Raw genomic sequence first — 21,222 nt, forward strand, 5'->3', positions numbered from 1 at the left:
AGCGGGCGAACCGCCCGGGTTTGAGAGAGAGTGTCCGGGCGTGATCCGCCCTTTCTGCTCTCCCGGAGATCCCACTAATGGCCCACATCCTTACGGACGCAGCGCTTGGCGCTGCGCCGCTCGCCACGCATTGCGCATTTGACGCGCGTGCGCGTGCGCTGCTGACCGCAGTAACCTCGCTTCTACCCCTGCTCGAAATCGGGCGGCCCGTTGAATCCGCCTGGTTGCGCGAGGCAATGACGGCAGCCTTTGGCGGCACCGATGCTGAAGGCGCATGGGATTGGAAGAGTGCCTATGATGCCTGTGAGGTTGCACAAATCCTTTTCCTGCGCCGTTTTGGCCCGGCAATCTTGTCACGCGGTGGCCCTCGATCTCGCTCCCTTGCGCTGATCGAACGAGTTTCGGCTCTCTTGCCGACCCACACCCGGCGCTCTGAAGCCAGCCAGGCCTTGCAACAATATTCGACGCCTGCTGGCCTGTCTTTCGTGGCCGTTGTCGCTGCTTCGATTGGCGCAGGCGAAACTGTGCTCGAACCGTCTGCGGGCACAGGCATGTTGGCGATTCAGGCCGAACTGGCCGGTGCACAACTCGTGCTGAATGAACTCGCTGAAGGCCGGGCAGCGCTGCTGTCGCACTTGTTCTCAAGCGTGGCCGTCAGCGGATATGACGCCGCGTCGATTGACGATCGTTTGCCCATTTCGGCACACCCGAGCGTCATCCTGATGAACCCGCCGTTTTCGGCAGTCGCGCATGTTGAGCGGACGATGAAGGACGCTGCGTTTCGCCACATCGCTTCCGCCCTAGCCCGGCTCGAACAGGGGGGCCGGCTGGTGGTCATTACCGGCGCTGGCTGTTCTCCGGATGCTCCAGCATGGCGCGATGCTTTCATCCGGTTGCAGGGGGCCGGACGTGTGGTCTTTACAGCCGCCATCGACGGCAAGGTTTATCGCAAGCACGGCACGACGATCGACACCCGATTGACGGTGATCGACAAGCTGCCCGCTTCCGATCCCACGACCTTCGTTCCGAGCGCAGGAACCGCTCCTGATACCGCGACCTTGCTCAAATGGGTCGAAGCGCAGGTGCCGCCGCGCGGACCGATGGCCCCAATGCCCGGTGCAGGACTGCATTGCGCTTCTTCGCCGTCGCCCGTGAACCGCGCGGTGGCTCGGACTGCCCCGATCAATCCCTTGGTCGATGCCGATGCGCCGGAACTCAGCTATTCGACTGCTGACTGGGCTCCGCCCGAGGGGCAGCTCGGTGACAGCATCTACGAACGATATGGACTTCAATCGGTCATCATTCCCGGCGCATTGCCGCACCCGACGCCGCTGGTTCAATCGGCGTCGATGGCCTCGGTGGCCCCGCCAAAACCAACCTATCGCCCGCACTTGCCCGAGCACCTGTTGGATGACGGCGTGTTGTCCGACGCGCAGCTGGAATCCGTAATCTACGCTGGCGAGGCCCATTCCGGGCATCTGGCAGGGGCCTGGACCGTTGACGAGACATGGGATCTCGTCTCGGCGGCGGCTGAAGAAAACGACGCAGCCATCCGCTTTCGCCGGGGCTGGTTTCTGGGTGACGGCACGGGCGCGGGCAAAGGCCGTCAGGTCGCAGGCATTATTCTCGACAACTGGCTCAAAGGCCGCCGCCGTTCGCTCTGGGTTTCGGTATCGGACCGCCTGCTTGAGGATGCTCAGCGCGACTGGTCGGCATTGGGTCAGGAACGACTGCTGGTGACGCCCTTATCACGCTACCGGCAGGGTTCACCCATCAAGCTGACGGAAGGCATCTTGTTCACGACCTATGCGACCCTGCGTTCGCAGGAGCGGGGCGGCAAGGCGAGCAGGGTCCAGCAGATCGTCGAATGGCTTGGCCGTGACTTTGACGGTGTCATCATCTTTGACGAGGCGCACGCCATGGCCAATGCCGCAGGCGGCAAGGGCGCGCGCGGCGATGTCTCAGCCTCGCAGCAGGGACGGGCGGGCCTGCGATTGCAACATGCCCTGCCCAAGGCCCGCATCGTCTATGTCTCGGCCACCGGTGCCACGACGGTGCAGAACCTCGCCTACGCACAGCGGCTCGGCCTGTGGGGCGGCGAAGACTTCCCTTTCGCCTCACGCGCTGACTTCGTGGCCGCGATTGAGGATGGCGGCGTCGCAGCTATGGAGGTGCTGGCCCGCGATCTAAAGGCGCTTGGCCTTTATGCTGCCCGTTCATTGTCATTCGACGGTGTCGAATATGACCTGCTCGAGCACCAACTGACCCCTGAGCAAGTGCGGATTTACGATTCCTATGCCGGGGCATTTCAGATCATTCACGCCCATCTCGATGCGGCGCTCGAAGCATCGGGCGTCACCAGTGCATCCCATGGGACCTTGAACGCACAGGCCCGATCGGCAGCGCGATCAGCGTTCGAAAGCGCCAAGCAACGTTTCTTCAATCACCTGATCACCGCAATGCAGACGCCAAGTACCATTCAGGCGATGCAGCGCGATCTTGAGGCCGGTCACGCCTGTGTCGTGCAAATCGTATCGACGGGCGAAGCCCTGCAGGAACGCCGCCTTGCCGAAATCCCGAACGACGAATGGGATGACGTTTCCGTGGACATCACGCCACGTGAATATGTGCTCGACTATCTCGCGCACAGTTTTCCTGTGCAGCTCTATGAGCCGTTCACCGACAGCGAGGGCAATCTCGCCTCACGGCCTGCTTTTGATGCCGACGGCAACCCCATCCTCAATCGCGAAGCCTGCCGAGCCCGTGATGCGATGCTCGAGCGGCTTGCGGCTTTGCCGCCGGTGCCCGGCGCGCTTGACCAGATTGTCCAGCATTTCGGGAGCGATGCGGTTGCCGAGGTGACCGGACGTTCCCGTCGCATTGTGCCCCGCGCCAACAGCGATGGTTCGGTGCGCTTCGCCGTCGAAAACCGGCCTGCTTCAGCCAATATTGCTGAAACCCATGCATTCATGGATGACAAGAAGCACATCCTCGTCTTCTCCGAGGCTGGCGGGACGGGGCGATCCTATCATGCCGACCTGGGCGTGAAAAACCAGCGCCGCCGCGTCCACTACCTGCTCGAAGCGGGCTGGAAGGCCGACACCGCCATTCAGGGCTTTGGCCGCACCAACCGCACCAATCAGAAGCAGCCACCGCTGTTCCGCCCGGTATCGACCGACGTGAAGGCGCAGAAGCGCTTCATCTCGACGATCGCCCGAAGGCTCGACAGTCTAGGGGCGATCACGCGCGGCCAGCGGCAAACCGGCGGCCAGAACATGTTCAGCGCCAGCGACAATCTGGAATCCTTCTATGCCCGCGATGCCTTGCGTCAGCTTTACCAATTGCTTGTGCGCGGCAATGTTGATGGCTGTTCGCTGGGGCAATTTGAAACCGCCACCGGCCTGTCGCTGCTCGACAGTGACGGCGGGCTCAAGGACGAGCTTCCTCCCATCACGACCTTCCTCAACCGGATGCTGGCGCTCACCATTTCCATGCAGAACATCCTGTTCGAGGCCTTCGAGGGCCTGCTGACGGCCCGGGTCGAAGGCGCAATCGCCAGCGGCACTTATGAAATGGGCCTCGAAACCCTGCGTGCCGAAAGCTTCTCGGTCTCCGACCGCAAGACCATCTACACCCATCCCGGCACCGGAGCGGTGACCCACCTCCTGACCATCGAACGCAAAGACCGGATCGAGCCGGTTGTGCTCGAGAGGGCGCTGGCCATGGCAGTGGATCGCGACGCCGAACTCGTGATCAACACCCGCTCCGGGCGCGCGGCAGTCAAATTGCGCGCGCGCAGTCTGATCGACGATGATGGCGGCATTCACCCGCGCATCCGCCTCGTCCGCCCCTTGGAGGCGACCAATATTCTCGCCGAGGCGTTCGCGACCAGTCATTGGGAGCCGGTGGACCGTGAACGGTTCACCGAAGTCTGGCAGGCCGAACTTGCCGACTTGCCCGAGTTCGAAACCTCGACCCTGCACATGGTTTCAGGCCTGCTGCTGCCGATCTGGCGGCGGCTCCCCAATGAATCGACCCGCGTCTACCGCCTGCAAACCGATGCTGGCGAGCGCGTCATCGGCCGCAAGGTTTCGCCCGCCTGGGTCGCCACGGTGATTGAGCAAGACACGGCGTCCGTCGTGCCTGCCGATGCTTGGGCGATGCTGTGCGCCGGAGATGCCAAATTGCATCTGGCCGAAGATCAGACACTCGCTCGCGTCCGCGCCATGAATGACTGGCGGATCGAACTGACCGGCTTCAACGATCTTGGTATCGAGCGATTGAAGGCAATGGGCTTGATCTCCGAGATCGTCTCGTGGAAACTCAAGCTCTACATACCGACAGGGGCTGTCGGGGTGGATGTGCTCGCCAAGCTGCTGGACCGGTTTCCGATCCAGCGGATTGCGGCACGAAAAGCCGCCTGAAGGAGCCCCGCATGGATAGTCCCGCCACCGATATCGCCCGCCGCCTTGCCGCCTCAGCCGAGGCGGTTTGCCGCCGTTACCTGTCCAATGGTCGCCGGGAAGGCCGCTACTGGCTGGTCGGCGATGTTCACAATTCGCCGGGTCGCAGTCTCTACGTCCGATTGTCTGCAACAACCGAGAGCCGGGGAGGCGCAGGCAAATGGACAGACGCGCAAAGCGGCGACCATGGCGATCTTCTCGACATCATCGCCGCAAGCTGTGCCCACCAGACCATGCGCGAAACGCTCGACGAAGCCCGCCAATTCCTGAGTCTGCCGCCGCCTGATGAGATCAAGCCCCGAAACCCGACCATACGCAAGGCGCCGACCGGCACACCAGAAGCGGCCCGGCGCCTATGGGCCGCCTCAAAGCCGATCACGAACAGCATCGCATCCCGTTATCTTGGTCGCCGGTCGATCACCGATCTGTCCGGCATAGATCATCTGCGTTTCCATCCGCGCTGCTACTATCGGCCTGCTGAAGATGATGTCCCTGGTGCGCGGGAGGCATGGCCCGCCATGATCGCTGCGGTCACCGACAATGAGGGCACTATCACGGGGGTTCACCGCACATGGCTTGATCCGCAATCCCACGACAAAGCCGCTGTCGCATATCCACGACGCGCCATGGGGCACTTGCTCGGCTCGGGCGTCCGGTTCGGCAAAGCGGACGGTGTCATGTTAGCCGGTGAAGGCCTCGAAACCCTGCTGTCGCTGCGACAGGTGATGCCATCCATGCCCATGATCGCCGGATTGTCGGCCGCCCATCTCGCTGCCATCCAGTTCCCTGCCGCGCTGCGCTGCCTCTATGTCGCGCGCGATGATGATCCCGCCGGGGCGGCGGCATTATCGACCTTGGCCGAGCGTTGCGACCCGTTGGGCATTGCGGTCATGCCGCTTGAACCCCGTCTCGACGATTTCAACAGCGACCTTACAGCCTATGGCCACGAGCGGTTGGCGGCGGCCATTCGGGTGCAGCTCAGCGCCGCCGATGCCGTGCAGTTTCTCAAAGGATGAGCAAAGCTGGCCGGTAAGCGGGGGATTGTCCGGAGAAGTGGGGCGCAAGGCCACCTCTCCCGGTCCTTGAAGGTCGCCACGCCCTCGGCCTTCGGGAGGGGGCGTCTGCGGCAGCGGACACGGGCACCGCAATGGCTACGCTGCGGCTATTTTCCGCCGGGGCTGCGCCCCTTTGCATCGCGAAACAAAATAGCCTTGCTTCGCCATCCTCCGCTGACGCTCCGGCCGCGCGTTTCCGCGCGGTGCAGACCCGTGCCCGCCGCCGCTGGTCGTCGCCACGAAGGCCGCGAGAGGCGCGGCTCAGGACACGGAGACCATCATGGCAAGCGCCCCAGATCTTCCCCTTGAAGACACCACCCCCGAACTCGGCTCAACCGCCTATCTCCTTCAGGAAATGCAACTCTACGGATATCGGCCCTTCGAAGACGAACCTGATGGCAGGCCGCTCCCCGATGCCCGCCTTGCCGGTGGCGCGGTCGCCGACATGTTCGACGGGCTTGTCTCAGCTTTGATCGACACCCGCATTGAACCCGATCTCGAAGACCTGCTCTGGAACGTCGTCAACATCTTCCACCGTGCCGGCGAGCGGGTCGAACGCGATCTCGACGACAATGAACAGGCGCAAAAACGCCTTCAACGCGAACAGGATGGCAGCGAAGTGCGCTCGGTCGAACTTGAGCGCCAGATCGCCGAGGGAATCTCACTCATCGAACGCCGCGATACGATGGAATTCTTCCGCGAAGCCGCCGCCGATCAATTCCGCATTCACGCACGCAAGGCCTGGACGCCCCGCACCGGATCCCGCGTCAACCGCAAGGCCATGACCTCAGCCATCATCGACAGCCGCGACTTTCTCGACAAACGCGCCAGAGAAAATGCCCGTGTGCTATTGCCCGAAGGCACCCGTATTGCCTTCACCGGTGGCCCCGATTGCAACGATCACTCGGCCATCTGGGATGTCCTCGACCGGGTTCATGCGCGTCATGCCGACATGGTCCTGTTGCATGGTGCCACACCAACGGGTGCCGAACGCGCTGCTGCCTGCTGGGCCGACACGCGCCGCGTGCCGCAAGTCGCCTTCCGTCCCGACTGGAACCGACACAAGAAGGCCGCTCCGTTCAAGCGCAACGATCGTATGCTCGAAGCCATACCCGTAGGTCTGGTCGTATTTTCGGGCACTGGCATTCAGGACAATCTTGCCGACAAGGCGCGCAAGATGGGTATCCCGCTGTGGGACTTCAGAGAACGTCGATGATGGTTTTATCCCTTCAATCCATCACACTTGTTGCAATAGCAATGCCGCCGCCGCTACCGGACGAGGTGCCGAACTACCGAAGCTGAAATATGATCGTGATCACCCTGGCAAGGGAGGGGGTCGGAGGTCGATTTTCCAGTCGGACGCCTGTTCAGCAGTGATGCCATTGCGTTCGATTGCGTCGAGCAGATCTTCCTGTCTCGGCAGGCCGATAACCAGCCGGTACGTAGCCAATCTCGCGCGAAGCTTTGGCCAGCCCTCCGCCTCCCGGCTATGGTTCAGATAGGGTACAATCCGCCGTATCTTTGTGGGATTTTCTCCTTGCTCGAACAGCCAGCAGGGCGAGAGATCGTTGTCCACATCGTGTCGCGCCGCAATGGCGAAGAGCCGCTTCCAGGGATCAGTATCAACCGGCGCACCCACCTCCGCCGACGATGGCTCAGCCACAAGCGCCAGGCCGGCGAGACCGAGAAACCTCGCGACGTTAAGCCGTACAGCATGTCCCTTGTACCGATGGACGCGACCTTCGCGCTGCTCGAGTTCGACGGGCGACCGCGGCAGGTTCCAGTGCACGACCGCATGACACCAGGGATGAAAATCCAAGCCCTCCTGGCCGACGGCCGTGGAAGCAAGAACAAACGGCCTGAAAGGAGAATTGAATGCGGCCCGCACCGCGTCGAGCCGGCTCACCGCGCCGTCCGCCTCCTTGATCTCGGCAAAGCGCACCGCATGGCGGCAACGAAGGCGAATGAAATCCGTGCTCGTGGTGGCATCGCGCCGACGGCGGCGCTCCAGGCCGCGCACGTCGATCGATGCACGGCGCAGGGTCAGCGAAGCGTGGACAAGGTTTGCTGCCATCACGAGCTTTTCCTCTGGCGTGCCTTCGAACATCGCCAACCCGTCAGTCTCGAAATGCAGCTGCTCATCCAGCAGTGCCTGCAGGTTTCCAAAGAGGCAATAATCGAGCACCTGATCCCAATAGACGCGTTTCGTACCCGGATATTCCAGCTGGACCGCCGCCGCGGCTTCTCCCTGATTGAAAAGGCTCTGAAACCCTCTTGCGACGTGAAAGGCGGATTGGCGAAGCTGGGCTTCAGAAACCGGGCCCGCAGCGGTGCGCGACAAGGCGCGATAGGCGCAATTGCCAGGGCCGGTAACAGCCAGTCTCGACAGGACCGCGACCAGGTTTTTGGGTTGTCGCCCGAGCTGATCAGGGTCATCCAAGATTGAAGAGATCGCGTCCGTGACCCGCTCCAGATCGACCGACGCGACTTCCTTGCTGGCCAGAAATGGATCGGCCAGGCCCAACCACTGCCTGATGCCGGGCTCGCCCTCCAGCAGGAGCGGAGCCGCCCAATACCAGCGATCATCAACGCGACCCTCGGTTTTGGCTGGTAGAATCTTCTTGAGCGCGGCCCTGATTTGGCGCCCAACGAGCTTCGCAAAAGCTGTCGCGTCAACCGGCGTTCCCGCGGCAATGGCTGCGGGAAGAGGATCGCCCCACGCCGCCATCCTTGGTCCCGACAGCAATAGCGCGAGGGGGATCATCGAGAGGGTTGGCTCGTCGGACGCCTGATTTGCCCGCCCGAGGCGCAGCATGTTTCCAAGGTCGCCGAAGCGCTTGTGTCGCTGTCCGGGCGCGCGCTCAGCGCGCCTTTTGCCGGTTGCGCGCGATGCCCGCAGTCCTGCGGCAAGGCGCTGCTCTATCTCATAGGAAGTAAGCGCTGCGATCGCGTCCGGAGCGAGACGCCACTCCGAGAAAATGAGGCGTTTGAGATCGTGAGAGGCGCCTGCGAACAGCGGACTTGGCATGAGATACGGGAGCGATGGCGGAACCCACAACAAGCGCTCAGCCTTGTCAGGGATCGCATTCTTGATCAGGTCGCGCAAACGCGCTGACGGCGGCACGATCGGATCGAGTCGGCGCACGCCGGGCTGATCGAGCAGAAGATTGCCGATCCTCGCTTGCTGCGAAACGAAGCGACGATCCTTCTCGGCCGCGCCGACCGCAGCCTCGCGGAATTGATAGTCGCGCATGAAATCGAGGAAATAGGGGGCCGATTTCCAATATTCGACCGGATCGCGAACCTTAAGTTTCACCGAAAGACGACGGGCGGCGATCGCCCCCCCCAGATCGACGCCGTCCGAGGCAAGAGGGCGAACATCTTCAGTCACCATGGCATTAGCATCGACTGTTGCGCTCGTCCGCTCGGTCCGGCACATGATCTTTCGAAGGATCGCCTGCGCCGCATCGCGCGCGCCGATCACCTCAGCCGGGATTGGCGGCCTGGCGCGCAAGGCGCGCGCAAAGGTGTCGAGCTCATCAGCGAGCTCGGTTGCGGTATCGTCGCCGGCAAGGAAGCGGACCAAGGCGACAAAATCGGCATAGGGCTTCTCGTCGGGACGCAGTTCTCCACCCGAAATGCGATAGGGCGTCGCCGACAAAAGGAGGACCCGACGATCCGGAATTGCTTCGGTCAGAAGGCGGTCGGCAAGGCGAACGCCAAAGTCTTTTTCAATGGATGAAATATCGAACAGCGAGGCGAAACGCTGAAATTCATCAACGACGATCAAGCCATTGCTAGCCAGTGCTTGCGCGCTCTGGAGCGCGAGTTCCTTGCGCAATCGCCCAACCAGCGCGTCGCGCTTCTTGTTGAACGCCTTGACCTCGGGACGCTCGGTCCGTTCGACCAGCGCTTCCCGGCCGAGGGCGCGGACTTCGGCCTTCAGCGCGTCGTCGGCGGCAACAGCCTGCCGAAAGGCTTTGATGACCGTCTGGTCGAGGTCGTGGTTTTCGATCGCTTCGACATGGTCGATCCAAGTGCGGTCGGAGACCTGTTGCAGGATCTTCAGAACGCCTTCGCCGGTGAACATGCCGCGCAGGCAAAAATAGATCAGCGCGCGCTCGCGCACGAGGCCTGAACGTCCGGCGACATTGAACGACGTTGTTGGTGTAAGCGCGAAATACCGGACGCCCTTGCGCTTCTCCAGTGCAAAAAGGGTAAGGCGGGTCGCCTTGGTCGCGCTGCCATGGCCATGGACCTTCAATCGTTTTAGGTTCTGGCTTGCGACCGGCTGGCTCGAGCAGAGATACACGATGTCGATATCCTCACCGGGCTTGCGCCGTAGCGCTTCCGCGATGACCTCGCGTGCAACGATCGTCTTGCCTAGGCCAACCTCGTCGGCGACCAGAAACCGCCGCGCTGGTTTGGCGTCGCCCCAGAAACGCTTGATGACATACGCGATCGTTTTTGCCTGAAAACGGGTAGGACCGGTCACGGCTTGTCACGCGCGATTGCCAGGACGGTCGACCAGAGGTCACGGAATTCAGGAGTCGTCACCTCGCTGAGCTGATCGACGCCAAGGGCGTCGAGCGTCTGCTCAACCGACTTGAGGCGATCCGGATCATCGGCGGCGCAGCGCACTAGCATCTCCAGTAGGCCCATATGGCCGCCAGCCTGCCAATCGACCGTTGCTGATCCCCCATCACCACCGCCAATACTCGTCTCCAGGGAATGGAAATCGCCGAGCAGGATTCGCAGAAAGAGCGAGAAGGTCTGCTGATCGGGCAGCAGCGCCTTCAGCGCCGCGTTGCGACGCGCATCGCCCTCGATTCCTCGAACTTCAAGGTTCAGAACAAAGGCGATTAGCCCATCCGGACCATCAGCTTCGAAAACGGTGAACCCGGTGATCTCGGCAAGCTCGAGTGTACCGGGAAATCTGGCTGAGTTTCCGGCTGCCAACGCGGCACCGCATGCAGCGCCGCGGCTGGACGCGAGCGTCGCGGGCCGGAAACGGAGGTTTGGAAGAAGCGCGTCGATCTGAGCGTCTCCCGACGCTGCGACCAAGGTGACCGTCCATCCGGTCTCGGCCTGATCGCATTCGAGATGCAGTTTCGCGTCGAGCAATGCGGACCGCGCCGGCCGGTCATCGAATGGTTTGGCCTCCTGTGGGACCATGGGATCTGGTTCGAAGTCTTCGAGCGCCATGCCAAGCCCGCGTCGCTCGAGCAGGGCATCGATACCACCCTCGCCGATCGCTGCAGTGCAGTCGAAGCTTGCCATGAATTCGACATTGCGCCCGCCAATCGCTGCTGCTGTGGCGTTCATCGATCCGATCGCCAGACGGGTTTTCGACCGGTTTTCCCATAACAAAATCTTGGCGTGCAGCCCGGTTGGCCGGGGAGCCTCCACCGGTTCGCCTGGCGGTGTAAGCACCATGTGACGGTCGAACGTTTTGCCGATATGGGGCCAGCATTGTGCCAGCGCGTCAGGGCGCGACAGGATGAACGGGCATGCCCGTGTCGTGCGGGCAAGCGCCGCGACGGCGGAAGTGCTTAGAAAGGGCGAGATGATGGCCAGTCGCTCACTTTGCGGCTGAACCCATACCCGACCCGGCGCATCGCCGGTAAGGTGGAATGTGGGGATACCGATCTTGTCGGGTGTTTTCCAACGCGCCCTTTCGACCTTGGCCGCGAGCTCGGTCAAGAGATCGCGCCGCGCTTGATCAAGCGGGCGTATGCAGAGCCCGGCAAGCGAGCGCAACAACAGGCCAAGGTCATTTGGTTTTTCAGCGCCAGGGCTGGGCTTGCTGTCGAGAACAAGGCCTGCGTCCCAGGACCGGTCTTCGGTAATGTTGCGGCTCATCACGACCACCCGGAGCGCTGTCCGCTGGTTCTCGCCATGTTTAAACTGCATCACCCAGACCTTAGGGTGAAATGCTCCCTTGTTGGGGGCGACGACCTCGTGAACCATCGTCTCTGCCTCGATCACCGCCGACGGCAGATCCGAGGCTGGGTGGATGGCAGCACCCTGGCAAAATATCGCCGTCCGGTCGCAAACTCTGCGCAGTGCAGCAAGCTCGGTGGCCGTAAAAACTCCAGCGGTTCGCCGCCCGATGCCAGGAATATCCGCAAGCATTGCCGCCGGCAGCGAGAGGACGGTATCAAGGGATGTTGTGTAGGTCGTCGCAATCAAGCAATCGAGTACAAACCCCGTCGGCGGACGGACGATATCGTAGATCGACAGACGGCCCTGTGGCTCAAGCATTTTTCGGGGTTGCCAGGTCGTTGAGGCAACTGCGTGCGGTGAACCATCGATAATCCATGGCTCCCCCCGATTCACCACCCCACCGCTCCCTAGCCTTTTTTGACCGAATTCGCGACGTGCCTCCGGCCGCCTTCAGAAAGGCTTCGCGATCGCTGACGAGTCGGTTCGCTGCCGCGTCGCCCAGGATCTTGCTCGGTTCCTGGCAATACCGGGTCCAGCGCGTCACGAATGCGATCGCCTTCTCGTCGATCCGATGCCGGGTCATACTGCCGAACAGAGACAATTCGGAAATCCTGCGGGTGAGCAGATCGACATCAGCTGGCGTGAGCGCGTCTGCCCAGGTGCCGAATGATCCGAGGTGGTTGTCGAGGATTTGGGCGGCATCCTCGCGCCCTTCCAGCAGGCGCGAGACGCAGACATTATAGAGGATCACCGCGCCGTGCATGATGCGCGAGAACGCGGCGCCCAACATTAGAAGGTCGCGGGCGCTTGGACGCAGTTCGGCAACCTTGGGGTGCTCCCAGGCAGCACGGACGAGCGTCTTGCGTCGATACCGGCTAAACGTCCCGAACAGATTGTACTCATGCCCCCTTCCGGTCTGGTCGATGCAAGCGTTCTTGAGGCGGGCGCGCAGGAAGTCTGCCTCCTCGACCAGCAATGTGAAGTCGACCTCCTGCTGCAAAAATCCATCGGGAGGAGGAGGGCGGCTAGGGTCAAAGCCAAGATCGTGCGAGCTGACGACACCTTCTTCCTCAAGCGCCTCGTAGCGGCCGGAAGCACGGCTCCCCGCCACTTGCCGGGCCCACCTCTGACGGCTGCCACTGGTGCGGCGCATGCCGAGCACCATTAGACCGTTCCAATAGATTTCGCTCGGCATCCGTTCGAGATCTTCCTGACTCAGAATACCGATAACACCCGCACCTTCACCGAGATGAGATAAGGCCTTGATCAGTCGAACCTCTGTGTCGTGTAGTCTCGCCACGATTCGATCGGCATCGCCTTGGCTAGCTGCAATTTCGCAGCACCATTGGACGAACAGAAAATAGCGAACGCGCTGCTGGATGGTAGACAGCCCGGGGAAGAACAGGTCCGCGAAACTGTCACGGATGGTTCCGAGACCGAGCTCATCCCGCGCGTCGTGTCCTTTCGCAGCACCAAGCGCCCGCAGAATTGAGTCTTGTTGCTCGGCGTTATGATCGACCCAACCCAAAAAGCTCACGAAAGTCCCCCCGAAGCACCGACTTACATGTGGGCACGATTCGCATGCCATAAATGACGATCGTTGGGGAAGAAAGTACGGGCCACGTTTGTGAAAGTGGCGCGAAAGTAAAACCTCGCATCGTTGGTCAACGAGATCAGCAATTGCCTTTGCTCGCCTATTCTCCACAGGGTCGAAAACCACCCCTACTTGTCGCCCGCCTACGGGTCTCGGATCGCCTTGGGCCGTCAACCCCGTTCGGGGTTCGCCCTTCGCTTGCGCTGCGGTGACGGCGGCTCCCGGCCCCTTCTTTTGGCGCCATCGGGGATGGTCCCCGACCTGCAAGGAGAAACGACATGGCTACCATCGCAAACCTCACCGTGAAGTCCGACGACAGCTTCGAAGGCAACCTCGCAACGCTGACTGTGTCCGCACCGATCGCCATCATCCCCAACAACCGCAAGACCAAGGACAGCGAACCAGACTACCGCATTGTCAGCCGCAAGAACGGCTTCGAACTGGGCGCAGGCTGGAAGCGCTTCTCCCAGAACACCGGCGCTGAATATGTCTCAGTCTCGCTCTCAGCTCCCGAGTTCGGCACGATCTACGGCAACATCGCCAACGCGCCGGGCGATGATCCTTCGAAGAAGGTCATCATCTGGAATCCGCCGAGCTGAGGCAATAGCACCGGCCCCGCCTTCGGGCGGGGCCAACGCTCCTGTTGGAGCTTCGCTAAGAATCAACTCCACAGACGTGACGGGCGTGCGTGAAGTCCCTCTCTTCGACGCACGCCCGCCTTCATCGCACGCGCAAAGCACGCACGCGGTCGGTCCATATGACGGCCGACCTGGTGGGCTTCATGCGGGTTCGCCGCCATCCCCACCACCATGCTTGATCCGCCCCTAAGTGCGGCGTCTCCCATGGTCCCCGCGCTTATTGGGTCCGGGTCCCCATTCTCTCAGTCCGCGTTGGGCGTGGCCAAGCTGCCCAGACTGTCGATCTCGGCAATGCGCTGAAACTCGGTCAGGTATTCAGCCCGGTGAACCGAAAGCCAGCGGACTATGCGCGCGTTTGCCAGCAGCTTTCCGAGATAGCCCCGCGCGAAGGTCAAATGGAGGTTGTCGATGCCGTAGGTTTCCTCGACCGATTTGACCTGAGTTTGCAGAGCGGCAAGCTCACGCTCCATGCGGCTGATCTGCTGGCTGGTCGGGCCAGTCACGTCGGGCTTGCGCGCCTTCTTGCCTGCGGGAACCAGCTGCTCTTCGGTCGTCGCCGCGAGCAGCGCGCGTGCGAACATCAACGAGAAATTGTTCTGGCCGATCATCAGGTCGGCTGCCTCAATCTGCCGCAGCGCAGTCATGCGTCGCAGCAGATCGAAAACCTTCATCGAGCAATTGGTATCCTTGAGGGCATCGGCGGCCTCGGTGCAGATGCCATCGAGCAGGCGGAAGCGCGCGCGGATCGACTGCACTTCGAGACCGAGCGCATCGGCGATGACGGCTTCGGTCACCCCGCGCTCGATGGCGCGCACGATCATCCGATGTTCCTGAACCGGCGGGAGGCGGTTGACGCGCTTGTTGTAGGTGTAAGTCTCATCGTCATTGGCGACGAGGCACTCGACCGTCGTAATTTCGAGCTGGCGCAGGGCTTCGACCCGTAGATGTCCATCGAGCAGGAAATACTTGCCCGCGTTCTTGGGGTCCGGCGCGACAGCGGGAGCCTCGACAATCCCAATCGCCTTGATCGAACTGAGTATCTGAGCGAACTTTTTGCTCTCGCGCACGCCCTGCTGGAGTATCTTTAACGGAACGAGCTGATCGAGCGCGACGGTGACGGTCTCGCGTTCAAAGCCGAGCCGGACACGGTGATCCAAGCCGGGTTCCAATTCTGGTGTGTTGGGTTCGGACCAGTCAGTCATCGCTCTCACCTGCAATTCGCATGGCCAGCGCGCGCGGCATCGTCTCGAGCGCCTCGGCGCGTAGCAGGGTCAGAAATCCCTCGTCGTCCAGGAGATCCTTGATGGCCTCGACGATGAACAGCAGCCGGGTCTGTGTGAAATCGGACTTCTTGATGAGCAGGCGCTGCTTCTCCGATTCCCGCTGGTAAACCTGCATGAGGTCGCTCGCGGTCAACTTGCGATTTGCGGAACGCCGACCGAGCTTTCCTGCGGGCATGGACTTGTTGTGCCCGCGCATCCGCAGCTCGAGCAGCCGTCGCACCGAAGCCAGCTTCTTGCCGCGCAGCTTGCCCGTCTCATATGCATCGAGCAGCAGGTTCTGTGATTCCTCGGATTCCGCGCGGGAGATTTCCATCGCGAGGCTGATCGGGATAAGGCCCGTTTCCACCGCCGCAACGAGCCGCTCCTCGCCGCGCTCAAGCAGCGAGACGATCATGCTGACCCATGAACTGCTGACCCCGATTTTGTGGCCGATCTGGGTTTCATTATACCCGCGCCCGCGCAAAGCACCGATTTCGCGCATCACGTCGATCGGGCGCGGCGTACGGCGTGCGATGTTCTCGACCAGGCTCATCACCAGACAATCGCTCTCGCTCGCCTCGATGACGACTGCGGGAATTTCCGTCTGGCCCAGCATCTGAAATGCTTCGAGCCGGCCTTCGCCGCAGACGAGATCATAGCGAGGCCCGCCCGGACCCTGATGGCGGCTCACGGTGATCGGCCGCTTCAATCCGATCGACTCGATGTTGTTCACGATCTCACGGTGCTGGCGCTTGTTGCGCGAGCGTGGATTGAGCACCGTAATCTTGGAGACCGGGATCATCTCGATCTGCTGGGGGCGCACGACGGGCATTAGGCAGCCTCCGGAATGGCGACGGGCGCCGTGATGTCATAGAAGAAGTCGAGCGTGTCGAAGCGATAGGCGTCGAGGTGCAGGTCGTTGTCCTCGGCGAGCCGCAGCCGTTCGCTTGCGACGTCGATCCTCGGAAACAGATAGTAGTCGAACGGCGCGCGGTTGTGCATGTCCATGCGCACGACGACGGTGATGTCTGCGAGGTGGCTGGTGTCAAAGCGGATCTTCCAGCGCAGGAGGCCGGTGGGTGTTGGTGTGCAGCGCACCAGAACAACGGCGAGGCTGAACTCGCCATTCACGCAGATGCTGTCGCTGGCGAGGTCCTGCCAGGCATCGCTCCCCTGGGACTGAAGGCCACTCAATATGTCCCGGACGATGTCTGGGTGCAGGCGGCGCAGCGCCTTGTTAATGGCAACGTAGCGGTAATCACGCTCCGGCGAAAAGCCCACCAAGCTGTAAGCGCGCAGGAGACTGCCAAATCGCGAGCCGAAGGCGCTGCTCGACGGCAATCCCTCGCATTCGTCGATGATGATGCCGGACAGCAGGCCCTTGCTGGCGTAGAGGCCTCGCAGAGCTTCCAGCATTTCCTCGTCGGACAAGCGGAACGAGCGGGCAGCGATGATCGAATGGGCCGCCTCGAACAGCTCCCGCTCAACGATCCCCTCGAATGCGCCCTGTGACCTGATCCACATGTCCGGGGCATTGCGAACACGCTTCTTCTTCAGCTTGAACGAGCGGCGATTCCAGACATTGTCGCCGACATATTTTTCATTGATCAGAAGCTGGTGGACGGTGCCGCGTGTCCACGGGCGTTCGAGGTCGGAGAGGATGCCCCGGGCGTTGAGATCCTCGGCGATCTCGTGTTCGGTCTGGCCGTCGTGAACGAAAGCCCGGTATATCTCGTGCACGACGCCAATCTCTTCTGGCGGTCCGGGTGTCAGGATGACGCGGTCGGTCTGGAGACTCTTTTGCTCGCCGCGGCCGAGCACCGCCTTGGTGTTGCCGTGCTCATCAATGAGCGTCCGGCGCAGGCCGAAACCGGCGGGACCGCCCTGGCGGTAGCCTTTCTCGATGAGCCGCCCCTGGCCGGCAAAAACCTTGACCGAAAGCTCGCGACTGTATTCGCCAGCCATGGCGCGCTTGAAGCCCTTGAACATGGTGCTCATCGGCGAGCCATCATTCTCGAACTGTTCGGCGCAATAGGTGATCTGAATTCCGGACCGGCGACAGATGTATTCGTAGTAGGCGCTCTCGTCCGCGTCCTGGAAACGGCCCCAGCGGCTGACATCATAAACTAGGATCATCTCGAAGTCGGCGGCGCCGGATTCGACGTCGGCGATCAGTCGCTGCAGTGAGGCGCGCCCATCGATCGACAGGCCGCTTTTGCCGTCGTCGGCATAGGTGCGGACAATTTCGATGCCCCGAGACGCCGCATAGTGGCGGATCGCGTCGGCCTGATTTTCAGTCGAGTATTTCTGATGATCGGTGGACATCCGAACATATTCGGCCGCCCGCACGGTGGGCCGCTGTTCGGCGTCGCTTGGCGCGTCCTCTTGATCCCAACCCGCCAATGCGCGCCCCTTTCGAAATCCGGACTGCAGTGGCCAGGTCGGCCAACCGCTGCAGCGCGAAACACGGACATCTCCGGCATTCCCGCACTCTCAACAGTATATGTGGGAAAGGACCGGAAGATGTTGCCGAAAAAGGGCAGGAAGTTGCCAGCTTGGGAAGGCGCACTCGCCAGCCGTCAGGCCTATGCCGAAGTCATCGCGAATCTGCTGCGCAAGGAACATGGCGATACGCATCGCGCGGTAAAGCAACTGATGCGTCTGACCCATGCCAGCGAGCGATCCGCCAAGCACTGGATGGCCGCGCAACATGGGCCAGACACGGTCTTCTTCTTGCGTTTGGTTGCGACGTCTCCGGTTATCCGGGCGTTTGTCCTGGGCATCATCGAGAGTCAGCAATCAGCCTTGTCGGAGGCTGCCATAGTAGGGCCAGGCAGAGCGTCTTTCGGGCACGGGCACCGGGAAGAAATGGCTACGGGCAGATATTGGCCGAATTCTGACCCTATAAATGGCCCTGAAAGTGGCCCTGTAAATGACCCAATAACGGACGGGCTCAATGAGCGTCAGCGCTGGATACTCGACCGAGTCGCGCGCGGTTTATCGACGAGGGCGCGCGATGTTGCCGCGCATTGGCGGGTGAGCATCAAGTCCGCGCGGCGCGATATTGCAGGACTGTGCGCCTGCAATCTTCTGCACTTTGTCGGTGCCCGGAAAAATGGACGCTATCACCTCGTTCGCGCGTGAACGCCGATGATGGCGGCAGGACCATGCCTCGCGCACGGAAGGCATTGATAGATCGCTGTCCTTCCGGTGGGTCTGTAGTTAAGATCCATGCCATGAAACGTGACATGGATCTGGTTCGCAACCTACTGCTGGAGATCGAGGACGGTCGGCGGGCGTTCGAATTGATGACTCCGGAGATCGCCGAGATACTGGGCGAAGATGGTGCAGGCAAAATGCCGCGCGAGCAGGCTGAGCTGATCGAATACCATCTGGCTCTGCTTGGCGAGGCGGGTCTCATCACGATCCAGGCGAAGCTGTCCGGTGCGGTCTGGCAAATCGGTCAGATTACCTGGGCCGGCCACGACTTCCTCGACACCATCCGCGACCCCGCCATCTGGCGCGAGACAAAGGCCGGGGCCAAACAGGCCGGCGGTTTCAGCCTCGACCTCCTGAAGGCGCTCGCCAAAGGGCTGATCAAGAAGAAGATCGAGCAGCACACCGGCGTTGAGCTGGACCTCTGATCTTCAATGGAAATTGCGTGATTATAGCCTGATCCGTCCCTCGTGTCGGTCGGCTCCGCGCGGTCCGGCCAGTAGCGGCACCCGCTCGCGGGGATCATCGGTGACCCCAAAGCGCGCGCCATCACCGCGACCTCCTGCCCGCGGGAAGTCGCCTTCACGCGCCTCGATCTCGTTGAGATGTGTGCTGCAACGCTTGAGCCGCGTTGGCGTCAGGCTGCGGCTGCGGCACTATGGACGCCCTTCTGCCCGGTCGAAGGGAGACGACCGCTTGCACTTTCCCGCGAGGCGAGCCTGCGCAGGTTGCGGAGGGTTTCCAGTTCCTCCGGATGGCGGTCCAGAATCTCGATCAAGCCCACTGCGGCTTCGCTGGGCGGTGTGGCTCCGCTTTCATACTTCTGGAATGCGCGCCGTCCGCCACCAATAATCCGGCCCGCCTCTTCCTGGGTGAGGCCAAGCTTCTTTCGCACAGCCTTGACGCGCGCGGCATAAGCCGTGCGCAGCTCGAGATAGGCCTGATCCAGAGCTTGCAGCTCCGCCCCCGAATGGATGGAATCACCATCGTCTTCGGGATACCAGCCCGGCACCTCGACCTCGCGCGACATCGACCCAACGCTGACCGTCTGCAAACGAGCGTCGCGGCGGAGGACCTGGCCGGTCTCGGGATGAATCCGTGTCTGCGTCACCTTCAAACCTCCTTGAACGACGTCAGCACGACATCGATCAGCGTCTCGCCGGCAAACTTCAGATAGAGATACAGACCGTCGCACGGGATTCGGTAGCTGTCGTGCCAAACCTTCGAGTTCACCGGATTGTGAGCCGTCTCCGACTTCACAAAGTCCCCGGGTTCAAGGGCCTGTACAACCGCCACCACATCTCCGAGCGAGTAGCCCAAGGCTTGAGCGCTACGCGTTGCCGTCCGCGTGATCTCCAAGCTTGCCACATCATAAAACTTCGCCTGCACGGCGGAGAGATTGTGGTGCGGGACTCTCTTTCTCGCCATTCAATATACACCTTGGAGGTTAATTTTCAACAGTGGGATTGCGGACACAATTCCACTCGGCATGACCCAGGCCGGTAGAGCAAAGGTCACGCGGCTTGCTGCATGGTTTGCAGTCGCGCCGCTCCGACCTCCAACAACCGAGCGATCTCATCCGAAGTCCGTTGGACCGCCAGCTTCAGCGCCTCATCGATATGGATGTAATCCTGCGTCACGTTCTGGGAGGCGTGCCCGAGCATGGCGCGGATCGTAAGTTCGGAAAAACCGAGTTCGCCCGCGATGCTCCCGAACGTATGCCGCAGTGTGTGGGGTGTGACCCCCGAGATCCCGGCGAGTTTGCAGACGCGGTCCAGACAGGAGCTTACAGCGGTGTAGGGGCCGGACCCAGCTTCAGACGGGAATACGTGAGGGTTTCCGACGATTTCCGCCTGACTCTGGATTACTTTGAGCGCTGCGGGCCCAATTGCGCGGACCTGCGCGCCGCCCTTGGTGTCAGGGAAACTGACAAATCCGCCCGTAGCATTGACCCAGGCACTCTGCATGGCTTGCGCCTCTTCCCGGCGATAACCGGTCAGAAGGAGCGTTTGTAGGACGCCCAGCGCAACAGGATTCTCATGATTTTGCTCGGCATAGGCAATCGCCTTCCCGAGCATCTCGATCTCGGCAACACTCAATCGCCGGGTTCGCTTCTTGCTAGCCAGTTTCTTGGCGCCTTGGGTGGGATGGTTGGCCAGCAATCCCTTGTGCTTGGCGTGGCCGATGATTGCCTGAATTGTGCCAAGGCACCGCGAGGCGACACCAGCTCCGCCGGTCGCCTTTCCGCCACGTCCACCAGTGCGAGCTTTGGCCGTTTTCCCATTTTTCACGTCGGATTGCATCTGCTCGACATCGGCGATGCTCAACTGCGCGACCACGCGCTTGCCGAGAAGGGGGATGATGTGCGTCTTGATCCGGCTTTCATCCATATCAAGCGAGGACGCCTTAATCGGCCGGTTCAGCCTTCCAAGGATGTTCCCAGCACGCGCCTCGATCAGATACCAATCGCACATCTCAGCGACCGTCATACCTTTGCGTGCCCGGCGATTCTCGTCGGCGGGATCTTCGCCTTGGATAACAGAAGCGAGGTGCAGCTTCGCCTGATCGCGAGCCTGATCAACCGTCAGTATGCCATATCGGCCAATATTGATTCGGCGCTGGATGCCCTCTGGATTCCGATATTGCAGGATAAAGGTCTTTGTACCCGAAGGCAGGATGCGTGCGCCGAAGCCCCGGACTTCCGTATCCCAGAGCACGGCTTGCCCTTTGGCGGGAGGGAGCAGCCCATCTACGCTGCGTTTGGTTAGTTTGACCGTGGGCATGAATTTCCCCCATTTGGTGACAAAATCTCTTGCCGAGCATTTTGTCACCATATTGTCACCAGACGCAAGCCCATTTTAGGCTATGTGATCGCGCTTCGGAAAAGATGAGTTGAGCTATATCGCTGGATTTGCGTACTCAATACAAGTCAGCCGCGCTCAGGAAAAGCCAGTCGGTCTTCTTGCCAAGGTTGGGGTCGAGGGTTCGAATCCCTTCGCCCGCTCCAAGTTTTTCAAGGGTTTAAGCGCCATCTGGCGGACCCCGCAG

General features: G+C 61.5%; 15 protein-coding genes. 6 read left to right on the forward strand and 9 right to left on the reverse strand.

Annotation, left to right across the window (positions count from 1 at the left end; all coding sequences use genetic code 11):
- Positions 1-77: 77 nt before the first annotated feature.
- The 3 genes from HHL08_RS18510 (at position 78) to HHL08_RS18520 (ending at position 6,734) form a co-directional block, all read left to right on the forward strand.
- On the forward strand, positions 78-4,424 hold the full coding sequence (locus HHL08_RS18510; protein ID WP_169574511.1) for a strawberry notch-like NTP hydrolase domain-containing protein: 4,347 nt from the start codon (positions 78-80) through the stop codon (positions 4,422-4,424).
- An 11-nt stretch (positions 4,425-4,435) separates the two neighbouring features.
- Positions 4,436-5,479: a DUF7146 domain-containing protein gene (locus HHL08_RS18515; RefSeq protein WP_169574512.1), complete on the forward strand. Its 1,044-nt coding sequence runs from the start codon at positions 4,436-4,438 to the stop codon at positions 5,477-5,479.
- Positions 5,480-5,798: 319 nt separating this feature from the next.
- Positions 5,799-6,734, forward strand: coding sequence for a DUF2493 domain-containing protein (locus HHL08_RS18520; RefSeq protein ID WP_169574513.1), 936 nt, complete (start codon positions 5,799-5,801; stop codon positions 6,732-6,734).
- A gap of 99 nt (positions 6,735-6,833) precedes the next feature.
- On the opposite strand, the gene HHL08_RS26145 is transcribed toward HHL08_RS18520, so the two are convergent.
- The 3 genes from HHL08_RS26145 to HHL08_RS18535 are packed head-to-tail and all read right to left on the reverse strand — an operon-like array spanning position 6,834 to position 13,001.
- Complete coding sequence (locus HHL08_RS26145; protein WP_169574514.1) at positions 6,834-10,013, reverse strand: helicase C-terminal domain-containing protein; 3,180 nt, start codon at positions 10,011-10,013, stop codon at positions 6,834-6,836.
- Positions 10,010-11,782 (reverse strand): phospholipase D family protein, encoded by a 1,773-nt coding sequence (locus tag HHL08_RS18530; RefSeq protein ID WP_169574515.1) that lies wholly within the window; start codon positions 11,780-11,782, stop codon positions 10,010-10,012. Before HHL08_RS18530 ends, HHL08_RS26145 begins: the two co-directional genes overlap by 4 nt.
- A complete protein-coding gene (locus tag HHL08_RS18535; protein WP_169574516.1) occupies positions 11,775-13,001 on the reverse strand; it encodes a DUF6361 family protein in 1,227 nt (408 codons plus the stop codon). The genes HHL08_RS18530 and HHL08_RS18535 overlap by 8 nt, the downstream gene beginning before the upstream one ends.
- A gap of 335 nt (positions 13,002-13,336) precedes the next feature.
- Here HHL08_RS18535 and HHL08_RS18540 point away from each other — a divergent pair, with 335 nt between their 5' ends.
- Entirely contained in the window at positions 13,337-13,657 is a 321-nt protein-coding gene (locus tag HHL08_RS18540) for a DUF736 domain-containing protein (RefSeq protein ID WP_006966713.1), read from the forward strand.
- A gap of 281 nt (positions 13,658-13,938) precedes the next feature.
- Here HHL08_RS18540 and HHL08_RS18545 read toward each other — a convergent pair whose 3' ends face one another.
- Genes HHL08_RS18545 through HHL08_RS18555 form a run of 3 tightly spaced genes read right to left on the reverse strand, consistent with a single transcriptional unit; the run spans position 13,939 to position 17,283 of the window.
- Positions 13,939-14,898 carry a plasmid partitioning protein RepB C-terminal domain-containing protein gene (locus HHL08_RS18545; protein ID WP_169574517.1) on the reverse strand — a complete coding sequence of 320 codons (960 nt, stop codon included), beginning with the start codon at positions 14,896-14,898 and terminating at the stop codon, positions 13,939-13,941.
- Positions 14,891-15,790 carry a plasmid partitioning protein RepB C-terminal domain-containing protein gene (locus tag HHL08_RS18550; RefSeq protein WP_169574518.1) on the reverse strand — a complete coding sequence of 300 codons (900 nt, stop codon included), beginning with the start codon at positions 15,788-15,790 and terminating at the stop codon, positions 14,891-14,893. The genes HHL08_RS18545 and HHL08_RS18550 overlap by 8 nt, the downstream gene beginning before the upstream one ends.
- The gene (locus tag HHL08_RS18555; RefSeq protein ID WP_169574551.1) at positions 15,790-17,283 is read right to left on the reverse strand and encodes a recombinase family protein; all 1,494 of its coding nucleotides are present in this window, start codon (positions 17,281-17,283) and stop codon (positions 15,790-15,792) included. The genes HHL08_RS18550 and HHL08_RS18555 overlap by 1 nt, the downstream gene beginning before the upstream one ends.
- Positions 17,284-17,481: 198 nt before the next feature.
- On the opposite strand from HHL08_RS18555, the gene HHL08_RS18560 reads away from it, so the two are divergent.
- Both HHL08_RS18560 and HHL08_RS18565 read left to right on the forward strand, forming a co-directional pair.
- Entirely contained in the window at positions 17,482-18,102 is a 621-nt protein-coding gene (locus tag HHL08_RS18560) for a hypothetical protein (protein WP_169574519.1), read from the forward strand.
- Between the two features lie 92 nt (positions 18,103-18,194).
- The gene (locus HHL08_RS18565) at positions 18,195-18,602 is read left to right on the forward strand and encodes a DUF2513 domain-containing protein (protein WP_169574520.1); all 408 of its coding nucleotides are present in this window, start codon (positions 18,195-18,197) and stop codon (positions 18,600-18,602) included.
- A gap of 209 nt (positions 18,603-18,811) precedes the next feature.
- Here HHL08_RS18565 and HHL08_RS18570 read toward each other — a convergent pair whose 3' ends face one another.
- The 3 genes from HHL08_RS18570 to HHL08_RS18580 form a co-directional block, all read right to left on the reverse strand.
- Positions 18,812-19,285, reverse strand: a complete 474-nt coding sequence (locus HHL08_RS18570; protein WP_169574521.1) for a type II toxin-antitoxin system MqsA family antitoxin — start codon at positions 19,283-19,285, stop codon at positions 18,812-18,814.
- Between the two features lie 2 nt (positions 19,286-19,287).
- Positions 19,288-19,602 carry a type II toxin-antitoxin system MqsR family toxin gene (locus tag HHL08_RS18575; RefSeq protein WP_169574522.1) on the reverse strand — a complete coding sequence of 105 codons (315 nt, stop codon included), beginning with the start codon at positions 19,600-19,602 and terminating at the stop codon, positions 19,288-19,290.
- Positions 19,603-19,688: 86 nt separating this feature from the next.
- The gene (locus HHL08_RS18580) at positions 19,689-20,957 is read right to left on the reverse strand and encodes a tyrosine-type recombinase/integrase (protein ID WP_169574523.1); all 1,269 of its coding nucleotides are present in this window, start codon (positions 20,955-20,957) and stop codon (positions 19,689-19,691) included.
- Between the last annotated feature and the right edge of the window lie 265 nt (positions 20,958-21,222).

Origin of the sequence: Sphingobium psychrophilum, from assembly GCF_012927105.1 — a bacterium.
GTDB classification, from domain to species: Bacteria; Pseudomonadota; Alphaproteobacteria; order Sphingomonadales; family Sphingomonadaceae; genus Sphingobium; species Sphingobium psychrophilum.

What these genes read in the sequence shown, in the direction of transcription:
- HHL08_RS18560 (WP_169574519.1), top strand. Translation starts at nt 17,482, where the DNA reads ATGTTGCCGAAAAAGGGCAGGAAGTTGCCAGCTTGGGAAGGCGCACTC.
- HHL08_RS18510 (WP_169574511.1), top strand. Translation starts at nt 78, where the DNA reads ATGGCCCACATCCTTACGGACGCAGCGCTTGGCGCTGCGCCGCTCGCC.
- HHL08_RS18530 (WP_169574515.1), bottom strand. Translation starts at nt 11,782, where the DNA reads ATGCTTGAGCCACAGGGCCGTCTGTCGATCTACGATATCGTCCGTCCG.
- HHL08_RS18555 (WP_169574551.1), bottom strand. Translation starts at nt 17,283, where the DNA reads ATGTCCACCGATCATCAGAAATACTCGACTGAAAATCAGGCCGACGCG.
- HHL08_RS18515 (WP_169574512.1), top strand. Translation starts at nt 4,436, where the DNA reads ATGGATAGTCCCGCCACCGATATCGCCCGCCGCCTTGCCGCCTCAGCC.
- HHL08_RS18575 (WP_169574522.1), bottom strand. Translation starts at nt 19,602, where the DNA reads ATGGCGAGAAAGAGAGTCCCGCACCACAATCTCTCCGCCGTGCAGGCG.
- HHL08_RS18520 (WP_169574513.1), top strand. Translation starts at nt 5,799, where the DNA reads ATGGCAAGCGCCCCAGATCTTCCCCTTGAAGACACCACCCCCGAACTC.
- HHL08_RS18565 (WP_169574520.1), top strand. Translation starts at nt 18,195, where the DNA reads ATGAAACGTGACATGGATCTGGTTCGCAACCTACTGCTGGAGATCGAG.
- HHL08_RS18580 (WP_169574523.1), bottom strand. Translation starts at nt 20,957, where the DNA reads ATGCCCACGGTCAAACTAACCAAACGCAGCGTAGATGGGCTGCTCCCT.
- HHL08_RS18545 (WP_169574517.1), bottom strand. Translation starts at nt 14,898, where the DNA reads ATGACTGACTGGTCCGAACCCAACACACCAGAATTGGAACCCGGCTTG.
- HHL08_RS18540 (WP_006966713.1), top strand. Translation starts at nt 13,337, where the DNA reads ATGGCTACCATCGCAAACCTCACCGTGAAGTCCGACGACAGCTTCGAA.
- HHL08_RS18550 (WP_169574518.1), bottom strand. Translation starts at nt 15,790, where the DNA reads ATGCCCGTCGTGCGCCCCCAGCAGATCGAGATGATCCCGGTCTCCAAG.